Raw genomic sequence first — 18,367 nt, 5'->3', positions numbered from 1 at the left:
TTCACCCGCGAAGTGCCTTTCTCCAAGAGCAACAGGACCGTCGACAAGTCCCAGTTTCCCTTGCAGACAAGGCACTTTCGCATCACCACACCCCGTGTCGCCCCACCAGGTGTGAAAGACCGAGGTTAACGTGATCAACAAGGACTTCACCTCGTGCCGGGACGAGGTGAAGTCCACGCAGGTGAGGTGAAGCGTCCGTGACCACCCAGGTCGCCGGGGTCGAAGCCGGTGGTCACGAGGTCGTCCATGGTGACGTCGTGGCGGGCGGCCAGGAGGTGGCGGGCGGCGCGGTGGACGGTGTCGTGGTCGACGGACTCGACGCCGGTGAGCAGGCCGTCGCGGAAGCAGAACCGCGAGAACGGCCCGACCGTCGGGTCGCCGCGCAGGACGGTGACGTCCGGGTGCGCGGTGCGGCCGGCGAGCTGGAGGCGGTGGCCGGCCTGGCGGCTCCAGAGCCACGGCGTCGGGCGGCGTACGGACGGGCGCGCGTGGGCAGCGCGGGGTCCGCAGGTGAACGCGACGAGGTCGGCCTCGACCACGCCGCCGGCGTCGGTCTCGACGCCCACCACGCGTCCGTCGGCACCGACGACCCGGGTGACGACTGTGCCGGTCAGCACCGGCACGCCGCGGGCGGCGTGCCGGTCGACGAGGAAGGCAGCGGTCGCGGGGGAGACGAGGCCGGGCAGGACCGTACGCTCCGCCTCGACGACCGTGACGCGGTAGCCGAGGTCGTGCGCGTCGGACGCGAGCTCGAGTCCCGCGAGTCCCGCGCCGACGACCACCAGTCGACCGCCGTCGGGACGCGGGAGCCGGTGCGCGTCACCGCGGCTGCGCGCCGCGAGGACACCGGCGAGATGCGCGCCGTCGACCGCGCAGGGATACCCGGTGCCGAGGTCGGCGGCGACGCCGTAGGCGAGGTACTCCTTTGGCGACGGACGCGTGACGCCGTCCGCCGCCATGACGACGACGGTGGACAGCCTTGTCACGGTCGTCCCCCGGGCACGGGCGCTCGGCACACTCGTTCCTCTCAGTTCGAGGCACGTACCTCGACGGGCAGGTGGGCGAGGCCGCGCAGGGTGTTGCTGAGCCCCCACCGGGCCTCGCCGGCGACGTGCAGCTCCGCGACCCGGCGACTCAGCTCGGTCAGCAGCACCTCGCCCTCGAGGCGCGCGATCATCTGGCCGACGCACGAGTGCACCCCGTGCCCGAGACCGAGGTGTGCGAGCGGTCGGCGGGTGATGTCGAAGCGGTCCGGGTCGGTCCAGTGCCGCGGGTCGCGGTTCGCCGCGGCCGGCAGTACCAGGAGCTTCTCCTCCGGCCCGAGGTGCACGCCGCCGAGCGTCGTCTCCCGCGTCGTGGTGCGGAAGAACTGCTGGAACGGCGACTCGTAGCGCAGGGTCTCCTCGAACGCGAACTTCGCCCGGGACGGGTCCTCGCGCACGAGTCGCCACTGGTCGGGGTCGAGGGCGAGGCAGTGCACCGCGCTCGCGAGCGCGTGGATCGTCGTGTCGACGCCGGCGGACAGGAACGACCTGACCACGAGCGCGCCCTCGTCCTCGGTCAGCTCGCCGGAGTCGACCGTCTCGTAGACCTGGGCGCCGAGGCCGCCGGGACGCAGCGCGTCGCGCCGGCACTGGGCGGTGATCCACTCGACCGTCCGGTCGGCGTCGGCCATCACCTGGTCGTAGACCGCGTTGTGCGGGCCCATGCCGTCGAAGACCATGCGCCCGTACGCGATCAGCAGCTCGCGGTCGCCGTCGACCAGGCCGACCGCGTCGGGGAAGACGCGTAGCGGGAACGGCTTCGCGAAGTCCTCGACCGCGTCGAACGTGCCGAGTTCGACGACCCGGTCGACGAGCTCGACGGCCTTGCTCTCGAAGAGATCGCGCAGCTTCCTGATGTTCTTCGCGGTGAGCACGCTCGTCAGCGCACGGCGGACGCGGGTGTGGTCGGGCGGGTCGTTCTCGAGCAGGATGCTCGGCTTGCGCCAGTGCTTCTCGCGGTGCAGGTTGCTGAGCCCGACGCCCGCGCCCGAGCCGTACGTCTCGGCGTCGGCGAGCACCGCGCGCACCTCCTCGTACCGCGCGCAGACCCACGCGTCGTAGCGCTCGAGGCGCACGACGGGACCGAGGTCGCGCAGCTCCTCGTGGCCCGGGTACGGGTCACGCAGGAACTCGGGCGCGAAGGGGTCGAGCGCCGTGGTGGGGTACTCGGCGAGAGCGGGCACGGTCGGCTCCCTTCGGCGACGCGGTGCGCGCGAAGCGGTGTGCTAGTGGTCGGCTCGCCGGGGCATGACCTCGGCGAGATGCTCGTGGACGGCCGCGGTGAACGCGGCGGGGTTCTCCAGGTTCGACAGGTGCCCGGCGTCGGGCACCTCGCGCAGGACCGCACCGGGGACGTCCGCGGCGAGGCGCTCGGCAAGGGGTCGCGGCGTCTTCTTGTCGCGGTCGCCCCACAGGACCAGCGTCGGTGCGTCGATCTCGCCGAGCCGCGCGCCGAGGGTGACGCCGAAGCACGCCCGCACGGAGGCGGCGTACGCGTCGACGGACATCCCGGCGATCGCGTCGCGGACGTCCGCCGCCCCGGCCACCGGCGGTTCGGTGGTGAACGTCTCCGCGACGTAGCCGTCGGCGTACGCCGGCATGCCGAGGCTCCGGGCACCGTCGGACATCCCGCCGATCTTCGTCGCCGCGAGGTCGGCGTCGAGCTCGGCGAACGTGTCGGCGAGGACGAGGCCGGTCGTGCGGGTCGGGTGGCGCAGGGCGAACGCCAGCGCCTGGACGCCGCCCATCGAGACCCCCACCAGCACGGCGCGCTCGACGCCCGCGTGGTCGAGGAGCCGGGCGAGGTCGGCCGTCCAGTCGTCGATCGTGGTCGCCGCGGAACCGTTGGTCCGCGGCCAGCCGGACGCGCCGTGGCCCCGGCTGTCCGGCACGAGCACCCGGTGCTCGGCGCTCAACGGCTCGAGCTGCGGCGCCCACAACCGGTGGTCGGTGCCGAGGCTGTGCAGCAGCACCACGGCCTCAGCGACGCGCGGGCCCCGGTCGGCGTACGCGAGCGCCGGTTCGCCGCGGGGCCCCTCGGGCACCCGTTCCAGCTGATCGAAACGACGGTCCATTCCCGCAAGGTAGATGGATCGGCGATCTGCCGTCAACGGGTCCGGCAGTTGACATCAACTATGCGGTCCAGATACACATCGGGGATGGAACAGCGATCCAGTCCGGTGTCGCCGGCCGGTCAGCTCGAGCGGGCGCTCGACATCCTGGAGCTGCTCGCCCGGTCGGGCACGCAGGTCGGGCTCACCGAGATCGCGACCACGGTGGGAGGTCCCAAGGCCACCGTCCACCGGTTGCTCTCGACGCTGCAGGCGCGCGGGTACGTCGCCCAGGACCCGCAGAGCTCGCTCTACTCCGCCGGGGTTCGGTGCTTCGAGCTCGGCAGCCTGTGGGCCCAGAACCTCGACCTGCGGGCCGTCGCGGCCCCGTACCTCGTCCGGCTCAACGAGGAGACCGACGAGACGGTCCACCTCGCGATCTACGACCACGGCGACGTGGTCTACGTCGACAAGCTGGAGAGCCGGCAGCCGGTGGTGGCGCGGTCGTACGTCGGGCGCCGCTGTACCGCGACCTGCGTCGCGACCGGACGCGCACTGCTCGCGTTCCAGCCGACGGCGGAGATCCGTGCGGTGCTCGACCGGCCGGTGCCGCCGTACACCGACCGCACCGTGACCGACCCCGGCGTGCTCGCCGAGATGCTCGCCGACGTGCGCCGCACCGGCTACGGCGTCAACCACGGCAGCTTCCGCGAGGGAGTCGGCGGTGTCGCCGCGCCGATCAGGGACCACACCGGCGTCGCGGTCGCCTCGGTCGGGCTGTGCCTGCCCGAGGCGAGGTTCGGCGCCGACCGCTTCGACGAGCTGCGCGACCGCACCGTCGCCACGGCCGGCGCGATCTCGGTCGCGCTCGGCGACGCCGCCGGGCTGCTGGCCCGCGCCTGACGCATGTCCGCCGGAGGCAGCTAGTACTGACGCAAGGCCGCCGGAGGCAACCAGTACCGACCGCCTGATCCGTCCGGCTCGTCCGCACCACCGCAGGAAGGAGACCGTGCCGTGGGCAGCAGGCATCACATCGCACTGACGGTCAACGGCGATTCGCGTGCGTGCGAGACCGAGGGACGCACCAGCCTCGCCGACCTCCTCCGCGACGAGCTCGGCCTCACCGGCACCCACCTCGGCTGCGAGCACGGCGTCTGCGGCGCGTGCACGGTGCTGCTCGACGGCGCGCCCGTCCGCTCGTGCCTGACCCTCGCCGCGCAGGCCGACGGACACGACGTCACCACCATCGAGGGCGTCTCTCGTCCCGGCGAGCCGCTCTCCGCCGTGCAGGACGCGTTCTGCCGCACCCACGCGCTGCAGTGCGGGTACTGCACGCCCGGCATGGTGCTCGCGGCGGAGGCGCTGCTCGAGGCCGAACCGGATCCCGGCGACGACGACATCGACGAGGCGCTCGGCGGCAACATCTGTCGCTGCACCGGTTACGTCCAGATCCGCGAGGCCGTACGGCTCGCGGCCGAGAGCCGGCGCGGCGAGGTCGTGGCCCGTGGATGACGCGACCGACCTCCGCTGGGTGTCCCGCTCCGCACCGATCCGCGAGGACCGCCGCTTCGTCACCGGGCACGGGCGCTACGTCGCCGACATCACGCCGCCCGGCACGCTGCACGTCGGTCTCGTCACCAGCCCGCACCCGCACGCCCGCATCACGGGCATCGACGTCGGGGCCGCACTCGAGGTCGACGGCGTCGTCGCCGTCCTGACCGGCGCCGAGCTGGCCAAGGAGACCGAGCCGCTGCAGCAGTACCTCGATCTACCCGACGTCCACTGGCGCCCGCTCGCCGTCGACGTCACGCGGTACGCGGGCGAGTGGGTCGCGGCGGTCGTCGCCCGCTCGCGTGCGGTCGCCGAGGACGGCGCCGAGCTCGTCACCGTCCACTACGACCCGCTGCCGGTGGTGCTCGACCCCGAGGCGGCGCTGCGCCCCGACAGCGCGATCGTGCACACCGGGCACGGCACCAACGTCCTCACGCACCGCGAGTTCGTCTGGGGCGAGGTCGAGAGCGACGTCGCGCGCGCGTCCGGTGTCGCCCGGGTGCGGGTCCGGTGGAACCGCAACTCGACCGTGCCGATCGAGACGTTCGGCGTCGTCGCGAACTGGGACGAGCACCGCGACATGCTCGACGTCTGGGCGTCGATCCAGATGCCGCAGTTCCCCGAGCAGCTCGCCGGCGCGCTGCGGCTGCCGGGCAATCAGGTGCGCGTGCACTTCGACGTCGACGTGGGCGGCAGCTACGGCGTCAAACGCGGCATCAAGCACGGCGTGCTCGCCGGCTACCTCGCGCGCCGCTTGCACGCGCCGGTGAAGCTGATCGAGGACCGCGCGGAGAACATGCACGGCGGCGACTTCCACGGTCCCGACCGCATCTTCGACGTCGCGCTGGCGTACCAGGACGACGGCACGTTCACCAGCATCAGCATCGACGTCATCGACGACGAGGGCGCCTATCCGGGACGTTCGCCGCTGCAGCTGGCCAAGCCGATCGGCGCGATCGTCGGCCCGTACCGCATCCCGAGCGCCAGATACGACGCGACGGCGGTGACGACCAACAAGACCGGCCAGGTCGCGGTGCGCGGCTTCGGGCAGGCGCCGACCAACTACGCGATCGAGTCCGCCGTCGACGCCGTCGCGGGCGTGCTCGGCATGGACCGGATGGAGATCCGGCGCCGCAACTTCATCCGCCCGGACGAGTTCCCCTACCGCATCCCGAGCGGCACCGAGTACGACTCGGGCGACTACCCGGCGGTGCTCGACAAGGCGATCGCGCTGGCCGACCTCGACGCGCTCGAACACCGCAGGGACGAGCTGCGCGCATCGGGAATGCTCGCCGGCATCGGCCTGGCCACGTGCCTCGAACCCGGTGGCGGCAACGCCATCTTCGAGAACATCATGAACCCCGCCAACGACAAGACGACGTTCCCCGAGGCGTGCCGCATCCGCGTCGACCAGGGCGGCAACGTCACCGTCGTCATCTCGATCTCGTCGGCGGGGCAGAGCCACGACACGATGGTCGCGACGCTCGCGGGCGAGGAGCTCGGCCGCGACCCCGCGCGCATCACCGTGCTGCGCGCCGACTCGCTCGGCGGCATGCCGTCGCAGAGCCCGGTCGGCAGCCGCATGACGATCGTGCTCGGCGAGGCGATCAGGGATGCGGCGATCGAGGTGAAGGACAAGCTGCGCCACATCGGCGCGCACCACTTCGGCGTCGAACGCGACGCCGTCGCGTACGAGTCGGGCGACGTGGTCGTGCGCGACGATCCCGACCGGCGGCTCGGCTGGGGTGAGCTCGTCGCGATCGCGCACCGCAAGCAGCACCTGATGCCGCCGGGCGTGCAGCCGGGGCTCGAGGTCGTGCAGGTCGCGCACACCCCGCGGTCCGGCACGCTCACCGCGCCCGACGGCACCGTGCAGCTGTACCCGTGCTTCTCGTTCGAGACCCACCTCGTGCTCGCGGCGGTCGACCCCGACACCGGCGTCGTCGACCTCGAGCGCTACTACCTCGCCCACGACTGCGGCACGGTCGTCAATCCCGAGGTCGTCCGCGGCATGGTCTACGGCGGTACGGCCCACGGCATCGGCGTCGCGCTGTACGAGCAGTTCGCGTACGACGACGCCGGCCAGCCGCTCACGCAGTCGTTCATGGACTACCTGCTGCCGAGCACCCACGAGATCCCCGACATCGTCGACACCGAGCACTGCACGCCGTCGCCGTACACGTCCTTCGGTCAGAAAGGCGCGGGCGAGGCGGGCTACATGGGCGCGCCCGCGGCCGTCGCGAGTGCCGTCAACGACGCGCTCGCCGCCGTCGGCGTGCAGCCGATCGCGTCCCTGCCCATCAAGCCGAGCGACGTGTGGCACGCACTGCGCGACGCCGAAGCCACCCGTGAAGGAGCCCCGTGACCCAGGTCGTCGACGTCCACGCCCACCTCGTGCCGGCCGGCATGATGGCCGACCTCGCGGCCGGACGGGTGCGCTTCCCGCACGTCGAGGTGACCCCGCACGGCGAGAGCCACGTGGTCGCGTTCGACGGCGGTACGCCGACGCGCCCGCTCGCGCCCGGACTCACCGACCTCGGCCGGCGCGCGGAGTGGCTGGCGGCACAGCGGATCGACCGGCAGGTGGTGGGCGGTTGGCTCGACATCTTCGGCTACGACCTCCCCGACGACGAAGGCGCCGACTGGGCCGAGCTGCTCACCGACGGCATCGCGTCGACCGCCGACGCCGACGAGCGTCTCGTCGCGCTCGGCTCCGTGCCGCTGCAGGACCCCAAGCGCTCGGCCGAGGCGTTGCGCGCCCAGCGCACGCGTGGCCTGCCCGGCGTGATGATCGCGACGCGGGCGGCGGGCCGTGAGCTCGACGACCCGGCGTTCACCCCGTTCTGGGAGGCGGCGGACGAGACCGGCGCGGTCGTCTTCCTGCACCCGGGCTTCGGTGGCGCGTCCGCGCGCTACGCCGACTTCGGTCTCGTCAACGGGCTCGCGCGCCTGGAGGACAGCACGGTCACGCTCGCCCGGCTGCTCTACGCGGGTATCCCCGCGCGCTACCCGGGTCTGCGGCTGCTCGTGGCCCACGGCGGCGCCGCGCTGCCGTACGTGCTCGGCCGGCTGACCCGCAACCACCTGCTCGACACCGGCGGCACGGCCGACCCCGTCGAATCGTTCGCCCGTCTGTACCTCGACAGCGTCGTCTTCGACACCGCGACGCTGGAGTTCCTCGTCACCAAGGTGACCGCCGACCGCGTGCTGCTCGGCTCCGACTACCCGTTCCCCATCGGCGACCTCACCCCGCGCGCCGTCGTGGAGTCGGCCGCGCTCGACGACGACGTGCGGGCGCGGATCCTCGGCCGCAACGCGGCGAGCCTGTTCCCCACGGCGAGCACCCCATGAAGCCCGTCGACTTCGACCTGCACCGGCCGGACACCCTGGACGAGGCGCTCGCCCTGCTGGCCGAGTACGGCGACGACGGCAAGGCGCTCGCCGGCGGGCAGAGCCTGCTGCCGTTGCTCAACTTTCGGCTCGCCCGGCCCGAGCACCTCGTCGACCTGGGCGGGATCGCCGGCCTCGCCGAGCTGCACCGCACGGCGGTGGGTCTGCGGGTCGGCGCGACCGTACGGCAGGCCACCGCCGAACGCTCACCCGGCGTCGCGCGGCACTGCCCGCTGCTCGCCGCCGCGCTCCCGCAGATCGCGCATCCGCCGATCCGCAACAGGGGCACCATCGGCGGCAGCCTCGCGCACGCCGACCCCGCCGCCGAGCTGCCGTCGGTGGCGACGGCGCTCGACGCCGTCTTCGTCGCCGCGAGCGTCCGCGGCGAGCGTGAGATCGCCGCGGCCGACTTCTTCCGCACCCACCTCGTCTCCGCGCTCGAGTCCGACGAGCTCGTGACCGAGATCAGGTTCCCCGCCGCATCTCCCGGCACCGCCGCGACGTTCGAGGAGGTCGCTCGTCGCCGCGGCGACTTCGCGCTCGTGGGCGCCGCCGTGCAGCTGACGCTCGACGACTCCGTCGTCGTCGACGCACGGGTGTGCTTCAGCGGCGTCGCCGAGGTCCCGTACCGCTGCACGGCCGTGGAGGAGCTGCTGCGCGGCCGCGCGGTCGACGCCTCCCTCCTCGCGCAGGTCACCGAGGCCGCGCGCGACGAGCTCGCGCCGCCCGGCGACCTGCACGCCACGGCCGACTACCGCCGACACGTCGCGGGAACTCTGCTCGCCAGAGGCATTCGCGGCGTCTATACCCGCGCCGCCGACGCCGCGGGCGAGGACACATCCGCTGCCTGACCGCAAAGGACACCCATGATCTACGAGCTCCGCGAGTACGTCGCCACCCCCGGCTCGGCCGACAAGCTGCACTCCAGGTTCGCCGACCACACGTTCGGCCTGTTCGCCAGGCACGGCATCGAGGTGGCCGGCTTCTGGACAGACGCGGACGACGACGCGCGCATCGTCTACCTGCTCCGCTTCGACGACGAGGCGGCGAAGAAGCAGGCGTGGGCAGGCTTCCAGGGCGACCCGGAGTGGAAGCAGGTCAAGGCCGACTCCGAGGCGGCGGGTCCGATCGTCGCGGAGATGACGAGCCGCCTGCTCGTGACCGCGCCGTACTGGCCCGGTGCCGGGACCGGGGACACCGCGTGAGACTCGAGTACGACGCCGTCGTCGGGCTGCCGCTCGACGACGCGTGGCGCCGGGTCACCGACCTGGCGCGCGTCGCCTCGTGCCTTCCCGGCGCGCGGCTCGACGCGGTCGTCGACGGCGAGTGCCGCGGCGCGCTCGCTACCGATGGCGCGCACTACACGGGCGTCGCGCGCTTCCTCGAACGCGACGACGTCGACCACCGTGCCGTGGTCGAGGTGCGTGGCAGCGAGGGGCAGGGCGACGGCGCCGCGACGGGCACCGTCGTCGCCACGCTGCGCGTCGAGGGGACGGGCACCAGGATCTCGCTGTCCGCCGACCTCGTCGTGAGCGGCACGGCCGCGCGGGCGAAGGACGGTGCGCTCGCCGAGGCGGGCACGCGCCTGCTCGCCGCGCTCGCCGCGGGACTGTCGCAAGACCGCCGAAGGCAGCCGGCACCGCAGACCGCACGTCCGTCCGGCGACGGCACGGCGCGTCCGGCACCGGTCGAGACCCCGCGACCGCGGCGCGACGTCCGTCCCGACGCGGACGGTGCGACCGTCGTCCCGATGCTGCGGCGCGCCGCCGTGCCGGTCGCCGGCGCCGTGGTGGCCGGCGCGCTCGGCTGGTACCTCGGTCGTCACGGACGCAGGGACTAGGTGGTGGCGGTGGATGCGCTAAGCGGCAGGGTCGCTGTCGTGACCGGCGGTGCCGCGGGGATCGGGCGGACGATCGCCCGCCGACTGGCCGACAGGGGCGCGAGGGTCGTCGCCGCCGACCTCGACTCCGTGCTGGGGGCGTCCGACGGCACCGAGGCCGGGATCACCCACCTGCCGGTCGACGTCACCGACCCGGCGTCGGTCGACGACCTGATGGCGCGGGTGCGGGACGAGCACGGGCGCGTCGACGTGCTCGTCAACAACGCCGGCATCTTCAGCTCGCTGACACCCACGCCGTTCACCGAGCTCGAGCCGGACGACTGGCGACGGGTGCTCGACGTCAACGTCGTCGGCCTGTTCACCTGTTGCAAGGCGGCGGTCCCCGTCCTCGCGCCGGGCGGACGGATCGTCAACATCGCGTCCGCCGCCGCCCTCAAGGGGCTGCCGATGTTCCTGCACTACGTCAGCAGCAAGGGCGCGGTGCTCGCGATGACCAGGGCGCTCGCCAGGGAGCTCGCCGACCGCGACGTGCGCGTCAACGCGGTGGCACCCGGCTTCACGTTGAGCGATGCGGTACGCGACAACGAAGACCTGATCGGGGGACTGCGAGAGTCCGCGGTGCAGACCAGACTGCTGCACCGCGACCAGGTACCAGACGACGTCGCCGGCGTGGTGTGCTTCCTCGCCGGTGACGACGCCGACTTCATCACGGGTCAGACCTTCGTCGTCGACGGCGGTTCTGTCCTCCACTGATCTCTCTCCCCCCGCGAGTAGCCCCGAGGCCGCCGCGTACGACGCTGTACCGGCAGGAGGACAGCCAGATGAGTCAGACCCCGACGACCGCAGGAACGCCGGCCCGCCGTGCCGCCATCGCGAGCCTGGCCGGCACCACGATCGAGTACTACGACTTCTTCCTCTACGGCGCGGCGGCGGCCCTGGTGTTCGGGCCGCAGTTCTTCCCGTCGTTCTCGCCCGTCGCCGGTGCACTGGCGTCGTTCGGCGTGTTCGGTGCCGGTTTCCTGGCGCGGCCGATCGGCGGGCTCGTCATGGGTCACTTCGGTGACCGGATCGGCCGCAAGAGCATGCTCGTCATGTCGCTGCTGCTCGTCGGTTTCGCCACGGTCGGCATCGGCCTGCTGCCGAACTACGCGACCATCGGCGTCTGGGCGCCGGTGCTCCTCACGGTGCTGCGGCTGCTGCAGGGCTTCGGGCTCGGCGGCGAGTGGAGCGGCGCCGTCCTGATGGCTGTCGAGCACGCACCGCCGGGTCGCCGCGCGCTGTACGGCATCTTCCCGCAGGCGGGCGTGCCGGTCGGCCTGCTGCTCGCCAACCTCGCGTTCTTCGCCACGGCGGGCGTCTCGACCGAGGCGTTCACGGCGTGGGCATGGCGCATCCCGTTCCTCGCGAGCATCGTGCTCGTGGTCTTCGGCATGATCGTCCGGGTGCGTGTCGCGGAGAGCCCGGCGTTCGAGGACCTGAACCGCAGGAAGGCGCACAGCAGGCGCCCGTTGCTCGAGGCGATGAAGAACCAGCCACGGCAGATCCTCGTGTCGGCGGCGTTGCCCGCCGCGACGATCATGATCACCTACGTGTTCACGGTGTACGTGCTCTCGTACCTCACGACGAGCCTGGAGGTGAGCAGGTCGCAGGCGCTGCTGTGCGTCCTCGCCGGCACGGTGTTCTTCGCCGTCAGCCTGCCGATCTGCGGTCACCTGTGCGACCGGCTCGGCTCGCGCCGGGTCTTCCTCAGCGGGGTGGTCTGGCTGGGGGTCGCCGCGGCGGTCCTCTTCCCGCTGCTCGAGACGCGCACGCCGGCGGGCCTGCTGTTCGGCGGGATCCTCATCGGCATCGGCCTCGGTGCCACGTACGGGCCCGTCGCCGCGATGATCAGCGAGCTGTTCCCCGCCCGGGTGCGGTTCAGCGGCTCGTCGGTGGGGTACCAGCTGGGCGGCCTGCTCGGCGGCGCGCCGGCGCCGTTCCTCGCGGTCACGTTCTTCCAACTCACCGGCTCGTCGCTCGGCGTCACCCTGTACATGCTGCTGCTGGTGCTCGTCAGCCTGCTCGGCGGGATCTTCGTGGCCGGCGCACGCCGTAGGACCGAGGCGGCGGCCGAGGTCGGCGACCGCCTCGCGGAGCCACCGCCGGTGGCGAGGTAGGCCGCCAGGTAGGCCGACGCGACTCGACCGGAGGAACCGATGGACTCGTTGTGGCTCGTGCTCGTCGTCGTCGGGGGCTACATGGCCGTGCTGGCCACGATCAGCATCCTGGCGCGACGAGCGTCGCGTACGTCGCAGGGCTACACGACCGGCGGCAGGGTGTTCCCCGCGGTGCTCATCGGCTTCCTGCTGGCGTCGGAGTTCATCGGCACCAGCGCGAGCGTCGGCACCGCCCAGGCCGGCTACGAGGTGGGAATCTCGGCGGCATGGAACCTCGCGTCCCTCGGCATCGGGTTCGTCTTGTTCTCGCTGCTGCTCGCGCGGAAGTTCAAGGCTCTCGGTGAGAACACCATCTCGGTCGCACTCGCCCGCTACTACGGCGAACGGACGCGGCTGGCGACGTCGGTCATCATGGTGAGCGCGCTGCTCATCGTCTGCGTCTCGCTCTACACCAGCGGCGGCGCGGTGATCGCCGGCCTCATCGGCATCGACAACAGCGTCGCCATCGTCATCACCGGCGTTCTCGCGGTGGCATGGGTCAGCATCGGCGGGATGCGTTCGGTGGTCTACACCAACGTGTTGCACGCCGTGGTGAAGCTCATCGGCATCACCCTGGCGGCCGTGGTCTCGCTGTGGGTGGTCGGCGGCATGGGCGAGCTGCGGGCGTCGGTGCCGCCGGAGATGTTCGTCTGGGACAACGTCGGCTGGTCGCAGATCTTCGCTTGGCTCATCGCCGGCATCGGCGCGACGTTCGCGACGCAGTACGTCGTACAGGCGATCACGACGGTGGGCGACGAGCAGAAGGCACGCCGGGCGAGCTTCTACTCCGCCCTCGTGATGGTCCCGTTCGGCCTGATCGCCGCGTTCGTCGGCCTGTGCGCGGCCGCGCTGTACCCGGACATCGACTCGCTGCAGGCGCTCCCCGCGATCGTCCACGACATGCCGCCGATCTTCGGCGCCGTCGTGGTGTGCGGCCTGACGGGCGCGATGCTCGGGTCGATCGGCGCGGTGACCCTGGGGACGTCGACGCTGCTGCTCAAGGACTTCTACCAGCCCTATTTCAACAAGGAGCGCAACGACCGCAAGGACCTGTGGTTCATCAGGACGGCGACGGTGGTCGCCGGGCTCCTGCCGATCACGCTCGCGCTGTTCGCGGAGGACATCCTCGCCGTGACGTTCCTCGGCAAGTCGCTGCGAGCGGCGCTGGCGGTGCTCGTGCTGATGATGTTCTACGCGCCGCGCTTCGGCGGCCGCAACGGGGCGTTCCTCAGCATCATCGCGTCGCTGCTCGCCACGATCGGCTGGTTCGCGGCTGGTGACCCGTTCGGCATCGACAACGCGTACATCGCGGTGCTGACCCCGCTGGTCGTCATGACCATCAGTCACCTCGTCGACCGGAACAGGCCGCGGGGCACCCCGGCCCCGAGTCAGGCGGACGCGCCCGCCCACAGCTGATCCGTCCGGCAGCCCCCGCTCGCCGCCGTCCCCAAATGATCATGTTCAGTGCGTCGCTTCGGTGATCACACCGTGGATCGGGGGTTCCCTCACCCTGCAGCCGATGCGAACCCCCGAATCGCGAGTGAGGCGACGCGTCGACTGCACCCTTGCATCGTACATCGTGCACGATTACCCTAGGCCCAAGATGAGACGCCGTCTCTTTGAACGAGACGAGTGGAGGCCCCGGCATGCGCACCAGACAATCCATCGGGACACGGGTGGTCGCCGCTCTGGCGGTGGCGGTGCTCGCCGCCACGGCGTGTGGGTCGGGGTCGGGCGCCGACGATGACCGTACGGTCATCAGGTTCCTCATCGCGCCCGATCCGCTGTGGGACTTCATGCGCGACCAGGGCATCATCAAGAAGTACGAGGCGAAGCACAACGTCACGATCCAGACCAACTCCTCGTGGGACGAGTTCCAGTTCTTCGCCGGCGGGCACGGCGACATCGTGTCGATGGGCACGCTCGAGCTGCCCATCCTGGAGAAGCAGACGAAGATCGACACGGTGACGTTCGGCCGCTACAACGGCTTCCGCAGCACGCCCGCGGCGCTGTGCGACAAGGGTTACAAGACGCTCGAGGACATCCCCAAGGGCGGCAAGGTCGGTGTCAACAGCCCGCTGTCGTCCACGATCCTCTGGGACATCTACTCGCGGGAGAAGTACGGCTTCCCGGTCCAGGTCGGCAACAAGGAGACGCCGTTCAAGATCGTCGTCGAGGACCACTTCGTGCTGCCCGAGCTGCTCGCCCGCGGCGACCTCGACGCGGCGATCATCATCCCCGAGGCCGGCGCCAGGTACCTGCGCTCGAAGAAGCTCTGCTACATGTACGGCGGCCGCGCCTCGTGGGAGGTGCTCCCCGAGCTGATGCCCAACAAGGACCACAAGGGCGTGCTGTCCAACGGGTTCACGTCGACGAAGAAGTTCTACGACGAGAACCCCGAGGCGATCGCGGCGTTCCTCGACCTGTGGGAGGAGGGGCTGAAGCAGTGGGCGAAGAACAAGGACAAGATCGTCCGCACCTACCCGCAGCACTTCTCCGTGGAGTCGCCCGAGGACATCAAGTACGTCATCGACTACCTCAACAGCGAGCATGACTACTTCCAGCCGACGGTGTACCTCGACGACGAGTGGGTCGAGAACGAGAAGAAGATCTACGACCTGATGAAGCAGTACGGCCTGATGGACAAGAACGCGGAGATACCGGAGTTCGCCACGGTGGAGCCGCCTGAAAGCTAGGGAGCACACCGACCACGCCGGCACCCAGTCGTCCTGCACAGTGAGGTGTAGCCGCCGATGAGTCAAGAGACGTCCAGGCGAGGCAGGCGGGCGACCCCGCGCATGGCCCTGGCCGGTGTCGGTCCGGGCGGTGGGGCGTCCGTGCTCTCGCGGATCAACCGTGGCCGGTGGGTCGAGCGGGTGACCGGCTACCTGATCTTCTTCGGGATCTGGTTCGCCCTGCACTTCTTCGTCTTCGAGGAGTTCGTCCTTCCGTCGCCGGTGACCGTGGTGCAGGAGATGGGCAGGCTCGCGAGCGAGGGCCTGCTGCTGGAGCACGGCGCCGTCACGTTCTCGCTCATCTTCCGTGCGTTCGCGATCGCCGTGGTCCTCGGCACGGCGATCGGCGTGGCGATGGGGCTCAGCCGGTGGTTCGACGGCTTCTTCAGGGACGGCCTGCTGCTGAGCTTTACCACGCCAGGTCTGATCTTCGTCCTGATCTCGCTGCTGGTCTTCGGGCTGAGCTGGATCGGCCCGGTGCTGGCGATCGTGCTCCCGACGATCCCGTACGTCGCCATCAACGTGTGGGAGGGCGTGCGGGCGATACCGCGCGACACGATGGACATGGCGACGGCGTTCCGGATGTCGATGGCGACGCGGCTGCGGCACGTTGTCATCCCGGCCGTCGCGCCGTACCTGTTCACCGGCATCAGGTTCGCGTTCTCGCAGGCGTGGAAGATCGCGATGCTGACCGAGATCTTCGGCGGTGACCAGGGCATCGGCTACAACATCCGCGTCGAGTCGATCCAGTTCCGGATGGCGACGCTGCTCGCCTGGGTGCTCTGGTTCTTCGTCGCGGCGATCATCCTCGAACGGGTCGTGCTGCAGCGGCTGGTGAAGCGCAGCCTGCGCTGGCGCAAAGAGATCGCGAGCTGAGGCGGGGTGAGGTCATGACATCGGTGTCGACACCGGCCGCGAACGGTCGCCCGTCCGTCGCCCACGTCCTCGGCGGTTGGATCAGGGGACGCAGGGGAGCATTGACGACGTTCGTCGTTGCGCTGTTCGTGTTCTGGCAGGTATCCGTGCCGCTGCTCCCGACGGAGCTGATCCCGTACCCGTACGAGGTCGCGGGCTTCATGTGGGACGAGATCCGCGGCGACACGCTCGCGCCGCACACCGTCTACCAGGCGTTCGGAATCACCTTCGGCCGGTTGGGCATCGGGTTCGTGCTCGCCGTCGCGATCGGTGTGCCCGTCGGTCTCGTCATGGGCATGTCGCTGCGGTTCGAGGCGATGTTCCGCGACTTCCTGGTCGTGCTGCTGACGATCCCGTACCTGGTATGGGCGCTGGTCTTCTCGATGTGGCTCGGGTTCGGCAGTGGCGCTCCGGTCCTGACCGTGACGCTGACCGCCCTGCCGTTCATCATCCTCAACGTGATGGAGGGCGTCCGCGACGTTCCGCGTGACCTCGTCGACATGGCGAATGCGTTCGAGATGCCCAGGCCGACGCTCATCCGCCACGTCATCTTCCCGTCGCAGATGCCGTTCGTCTTCGCCGCGCTGCGATACGGGTTCGCGAACGGCTGGAAGGGCGTCGTCGTCGCGGAGGTGTTCGGCGCCGCGGACGGCGCGGGCTGGACCATCCGGTACTGGTACGACGCGCACCGGGCGCAGGGTGTTATCGGCTACGCGCTCTTCTTCGTGCTCTTCTCGCTCGTGCTCGAACGGGTCGTCTTCGGTCGACTCTCGAAGACCGTCTTCCGCTGGCGCCCTGCTGTCGCCGACCGGGCGTCGGAGAACTGAGGAGGTTGCATGGCACACGTCAGGATCGACGCCGTCCAGAAGGAGTTCGTGACGGGTGACCACAAGGTCGTCGCGCTCGAAGAGGTCACGCTCGACGTCGAGGGCGCGACGTTCGTCAGCATCGTCGGGCCGTCCGGTTGCGGCAAGTCGACCCTGCTCAACATCCTCGCGGGCATCGAGTCACCCGACAGTGGCACGGTGTCGATCACCCAGGACGGCGAGACCGCGGCGGTCGGCTACGTCTTCCAGGCGCCGCGACTGCTGCCCTGGCGCTCGATCCTGGACAACCTCTACCTCGTCCAGCGGCCGCGCAACGCCGACGCGAAGGCGCGGTGCCGCGAGTACCTGGAGATGGTGGGGCTCGGCGACGTCGAGCACAAGTACCCTGGCCAGCTGTCCGGCGGCATGCAGCAACGCGTCGGCATCGCCCGCGCGTTCGCCGTGGAGCCGGATCTCCTGCTCATGGACGAGCCGTTCAGCCACCTCGACGCGATCACCGGCCGCACGCTGCGTCGCGAGCTGCACGAGATGTGGGCCGCGACAGGCAAGACCGTCATCTTCGTGACGCACGACGTCGGCGAGGCGATCGAGCTGTCGAATCGCGTCGTCGTCATGCGCAAGGGTGGGCACGTAGAGGACGACGTCACCATCGACCTGCCGTTCCCCCGCGACGGCAGCGACGACCGGGTCGCCCTCGCGAAGGCCGACCTGTTGCGCCGCTTCGAGGAAATGGACCTGCTGGCGAGCTGACGGGTCGGTCAGCCGCCGAGCGGCATGCGGCGCGCGATGACCTTGCGGTGACAGATCCGCCAGCCACCGGCGTGCCGGCGCAGCGTGTCGACGTACACGACGCTGCCGCAGCTGCCGTCGGCCATCACGCCGATGCCCTTGGAACGCGCGGTGGCCTCGTCGCCGTCCGCCCCCGTGATGACGATGTTGGTGACGTGGTGTCCGACCGGGTTGGCATCGCCCATCGCCAGCGCGGCGTCGCGGATCGCTCCGATGCCGCGGATGGGTTGCTGGCCGAAGTCGCTGACGTCGTAGACGACGTCGGGGGTGAACAGCTCGTCGAGCCGGTCGAGCTCGCCGTCGTCGAACACGTGGCCGTGCAGCGAGATCGTCTCGGCAATGAGAACACGGTCCTCGGCGGTGAGCTGCACCATGGACTCCTCGGGGTCAGGGGCGAAGGAGTAGGCAACTGCTCGTCGCGGTGGCGAGCAGTCGGTCGTCGGGCCCGGTGAGGCGGGCCTCGGCCAACGCGGTGCGCTTGCCGAGGTGCGTGACGGTGCCCACGCAGGTGACCGTACCCGTTGCGATCGTGACGGTGCCAAGGTACTTCACGGCGAGGTCGAGGCTGGTGTAGCCGACTCCGGCCGGCAGCCGGGAGTGCACCGCGCAGCCGGCGGCGGAGTCGAGGAGCGTCGCATAGACGCCGCCGTGCACCGACCCGATCGGGTTGTACTGGAACTCGGCCGGCTCGAACGAGAAGACGACGCGTCCCGGCTCGACCGAGACCAGGTCGAAGCCGAGCGTGGCGGCGATGGGCGGCGCCGGGAGCTCACCGTCCGCGATCGCCTGGAGGGTGTCGAGGCCGGACCGGTCGCGGCCGGCCTTGGCGGTGATCATCGGGTCGTCCCAGCGGACGGTTCGCTCGCGCATCCTGTGATTATGCACGGCTGGGGGTGCTTCGGTCCGCTGCCTCACCCCTTTCTTGATTGTGGGGGTCGGGTGCCGGGTGTCAAGAAACCGCACAACGACTTTTGTGGGATTTGTTCGCGGGCGGTTTCTTGACACCCGGCACCCGACCCCGAAAAGCGCGC

At 70.7% G+C, this 18,367-nt stretch carries 19 protein-coding genes; 14 read left to right on the top strand and 5 right to left on the bottom strand.

The annotated features are described in order from the left end of the window. Positions 1–146 precede the first annotated feature (146 nt). Genes GEV10_26910 through GEV10_26900 form a run of 3 tightly spaced genes read right to left on the bottom strand, consistent with a single transcriptional unit; the run spans position 147 to position 3,118 of the window. Positions 147–986 (bottom strand): FAD-binding protein, encoded by an 840-nt coding sequence (locus GEV10_26910; GenBank protein ID MQA82059.1) that lies wholly within the window; start codon positions 984–986, stop codon positions 147–149. 41 nt (positions 987–1,027) lie between these two features. Then, positions 1,028–2,227, bottom strand: coding sequence for a cytochrome P450 (locus tag GEV10_26905; protein MQA82058.1), 1,200 nt, complete (start codon positions 2,225–2,227; stop codon positions 1,028–1,030). A gap of 42 nt (positions 2,228–2,269) precedes the next feature. Further along, a complete protein-coding gene (locus tag GEV10_26900) occupies positions 2,270–3,118 on the bottom strand; it encodes an alpha/beta fold hydrolase (protein ID MQA82057.1) in 849 nt (282 codons plus the stop codon). 60 nt (positions 3,119–3,178) lie between these two features. Here GEV10_26900 and GEV10_26895 point away from each other — a divergent pair, with 60 nt between their 5' ends. The 14 genes from GEV10_26895 to GEV10_26830 all read left to right on the top strand — a co-directional run bounded on the left by GEV10_26895 (position 3,179) and on the right by GEV10_26830 (position 17,297). Then, positions 3,179–3,997, top strand: coding sequence for a helix-turn-helix domain-containing protein (locus tag GEV10_26895; protein MQA82056.1), 819 nt, complete (start codon positions 3,179–3,181; stop codon positions 3,995–3,997). Positions 3,998–4,126: 129 nt separating this feature from the next. Next, the gene (locus GEV10_26890) at positions 4,127–4,606 is read left to right on the top strand and encodes a 2Fe-2S iron-sulfur cluster binding domain-containing protein (GenBank protein ID MQA82055.1); all 480 of its coding nucleotides are present in this window, start codon (positions 4,127–4,129) and stop codon (positions 4,604–4,606) included. Continuing rightward, positions 4,599–7,010, top strand: a complete 2,412-nt coding sequence (locus GEV10_26885; protein ID MQA82054.1) for a molybdopterin-dependent oxidoreductase — start codon at positions 4,599–4,601, stop codon at positions 7,008–7,010. Before GEV10_26890 ends, GEV10_26885 begins: the two co-directional genes overlap by 8 nt. Continuing rightward, a complete protein-coding gene (locus tag GEV10_26880; protein ID MQA82053.1) occupies positions 7,007–7,996 on the top strand; it encodes an amidohydrolase family protein in 990 nt (329 codons plus the stop codon). Before GEV10_26885 ends, GEV10_26880 begins: the two co-directional genes overlap by 4 nt. Beyond that, positions 7,993–8,886 (top strand): xanthine dehydrogenase family protein subunit M, encoded by an 894-nt coding sequence (locus GEV10_26875; GenBank protein ID MQA82052.1) that lies wholly within the window; start codon positions 7,993–7,995, stop codon positions 8,884–8,886. The genes GEV10_26880 and GEV10_26875 overlap by 4 nt, the downstream gene beginning before the upstream one ends. 15 nt (positions 8,887–8,901) lie before the next feature. After that, a complete protein-coding gene (locus GEV10_26870) occupies positions 8,902–9,240 on the top strand; it encodes an NIPSNAP family protein (GenBank protein ID MQA82051.1) in 339 nt (112 codons plus the stop codon). Then, a complete protein-coding gene (locus GEV10_26865; protein ID MQA82050.1) occupies positions 9,096–9,875 on the top strand; it encodes a hypothetical protein in 780 nt (259 codons plus the stop codon). Before GEV10_26870 ends, GEV10_26865 begins: the two co-directional genes overlap by 145 nt. A gap of 9 nt (positions 9,876–9,884) precedes the next feature. After that, entirely contained in the window at positions 9,885–10,628 is a 744-nt protein-coding gene (locus GEV10_26860; protein MQA82049.1) for an SDR family oxidoreductase, read from the top strand. 68 nt (positions 10,629–10,696) lie between these two features. Then, positions 10,697–12,031: an MFS transporter gene (locus GEV10_26855; protein MQA82048.1), complete on the top strand. Its 1,335-nt coding sequence runs from the start codon at positions 10,697–10,699 to the stop codon at positions 12,029–12,031. A gap of 39 nt (positions 12,032–12,070) precedes the next feature. Beyond that, a complete protein-coding gene (locus GEV10_26850; protein ID MQA82047.1) occupies positions 12,071–13,486 on the top strand; it encodes a sodium:solute symporter family protein in 1,416 nt (471 codons plus the stop codon). A gap of 230 nt (positions 13,487–13,716) precedes the next feature. Beyond that, positions 13,717–14,766: a hypothetical protein gene (locus GEV10_26845; GenBank protein MQA82046.1), complete on the top strand. Its 1,050-nt coding sequence runs from the start codon at positions 13,717–13,719 to the stop codon at positions 14,764–14,766. A gap of 57 nt (positions 14,767–14,823) precedes the next feature. Further along, entirely contained in the window at positions 14,824–15,681 is an 858-nt protein-coding gene (locus tag GEV10_26840; GenBank protein ID MQA82045.1) for an ABC transporter permease subunit, read from the top strand. 14 nt (positions 15,682–15,695) lie between these two features. Then, on the top strand, positions 15,696–16,547 hold the full coding sequence (locus GEV10_26835) for an ABC transporter permease subunit (GenBank protein ID MQA82044.1): 852 nt from the start codon (positions 15,696–15,698) through the stop codon (positions 16,545–16,547). Between the two features lie 9 nt (positions 16,548–16,556). Continuing rightward, entirely contained in the window at positions 16,557–17,297 is a 741-nt protein-coding gene (locus GEV10_26830) for an ATP-binding cassette domain-containing protein (GenBank protein MQA82043.1), read from the top strand. A gap of 8 nt (positions 17,298–17,305) precedes the next feature. Here GEV10_26830 and GEV10_26825 read toward each other — a convergent pair whose 3' ends face one another. Both GEV10_26825 and GEV10_26820 read right to left on the bottom strand, forming a co-directional pair. Continuing rightward, positions 17,306–17,707 (bottom strand): nuclear transport factor 2 family protein, encoded by a 402-nt coding sequence (locus tag GEV10_26825; GenBank protein ID MQA82042.1) that lies wholly within the window; start codon positions 17,705–17,707, stop codon positions 17,306–17,308. Positions 17,708–17,723: 16 nt separating this feature from the next. Then, positions 17,724–18,206 (bottom strand): hotdog fold thioesterase, encoded by a 483-nt coding sequence (locus GEV10_26820; GenBank protein ID MQA82041.1) that lies wholly within the window; start codon positions 18,204–18,206, stop codon positions 17,724–17,726. Positions 18,207–18,367 lie beyond the last annotated feature (161 nt).

It is taken from the genome of Streptosporangiales bacterium (genome assembly GCA_009379955.1).
Lineage (GTDB): Bacteria > Actinomycetota > Actinomycetes > Streptosporangiales > WHST01 > WHST01.
This window is presented reverse-complemented; position numbering and strand designations above follow the sequence as displayed.

Coding starts and splice junctions, on each gene's coding strand:
- GEV10_26900 (MQA82057.1), bottom strand. CDS start 3,118: ATGGACCGTCGTTTCGATCAGCTGGAACGGGTGCCCGAGGGGCCCCGC.
- GEV10_26895 (MQA82056.1), top strand. CDS start 3,179: ATGCGGTCCAGATACACATCGGGGATGGAACAGCGATCCAGTCCGGTG.
- GEV10_26875 (MQA82052.1), top strand. CDS start 7,993: ATGAAGCCCGTCGACTTCGACCTGCACCGGCCGGACACCCTGGACGAG.
- GEV10_26870 (MQA82051.1), top strand. CDS start 8,902: ATGATCTACGAGCTCCGCGAGTACGTCGCCACCCCCGGCTCGGCCGAC.
- GEV10_26855 (MQA82048.1), top strand. CDS start 10,697: ATGAGTCAGACCCCGACGACCGCAGGAACGCCGGCCCGCCGTGCCGCC.
- GEV10_26850 (MQA82047.1), top strand. CDS start 12,071: ATGGACTCGTTGTGGCTCGTGCTCGTCGTCGTCGGGGGCTACATGGCC.
- GEV10_26845 (MQA82046.1), top strand. CDS start 13,717: ATGCGCACCAGACAATCCATCGGGACACGGGTGGTCGCCGCTCTGGCG.
- GEV10_26840 (MQA82045.1), top strand. CDS start 14,824: ATGAGTCAAGAGACGTCCAGGCGAGGCAGGCGGGCGACCCCGCGCATG.
- GEV10_26835 (MQA82044.1), top strand. CDS start 15,696: ATGACATCGGTGTCGACACCGGCCGCGAACGGTCGCCCGTCCGTCGCC.
- GEV10_26830 (MQA82043.1), top strand. CDS start 16,557: ATGGCACACGTCAGGATCGACGCCGTCCAGAAGGAGTTCGTGACGGGT.
- GEV10_26820 (MQA82041.1), bottom strand. CDS start 18,206: ATGCGCGAGCGAACCGTCCGCTGGGACGACCCGATGATCACCGCCAAG.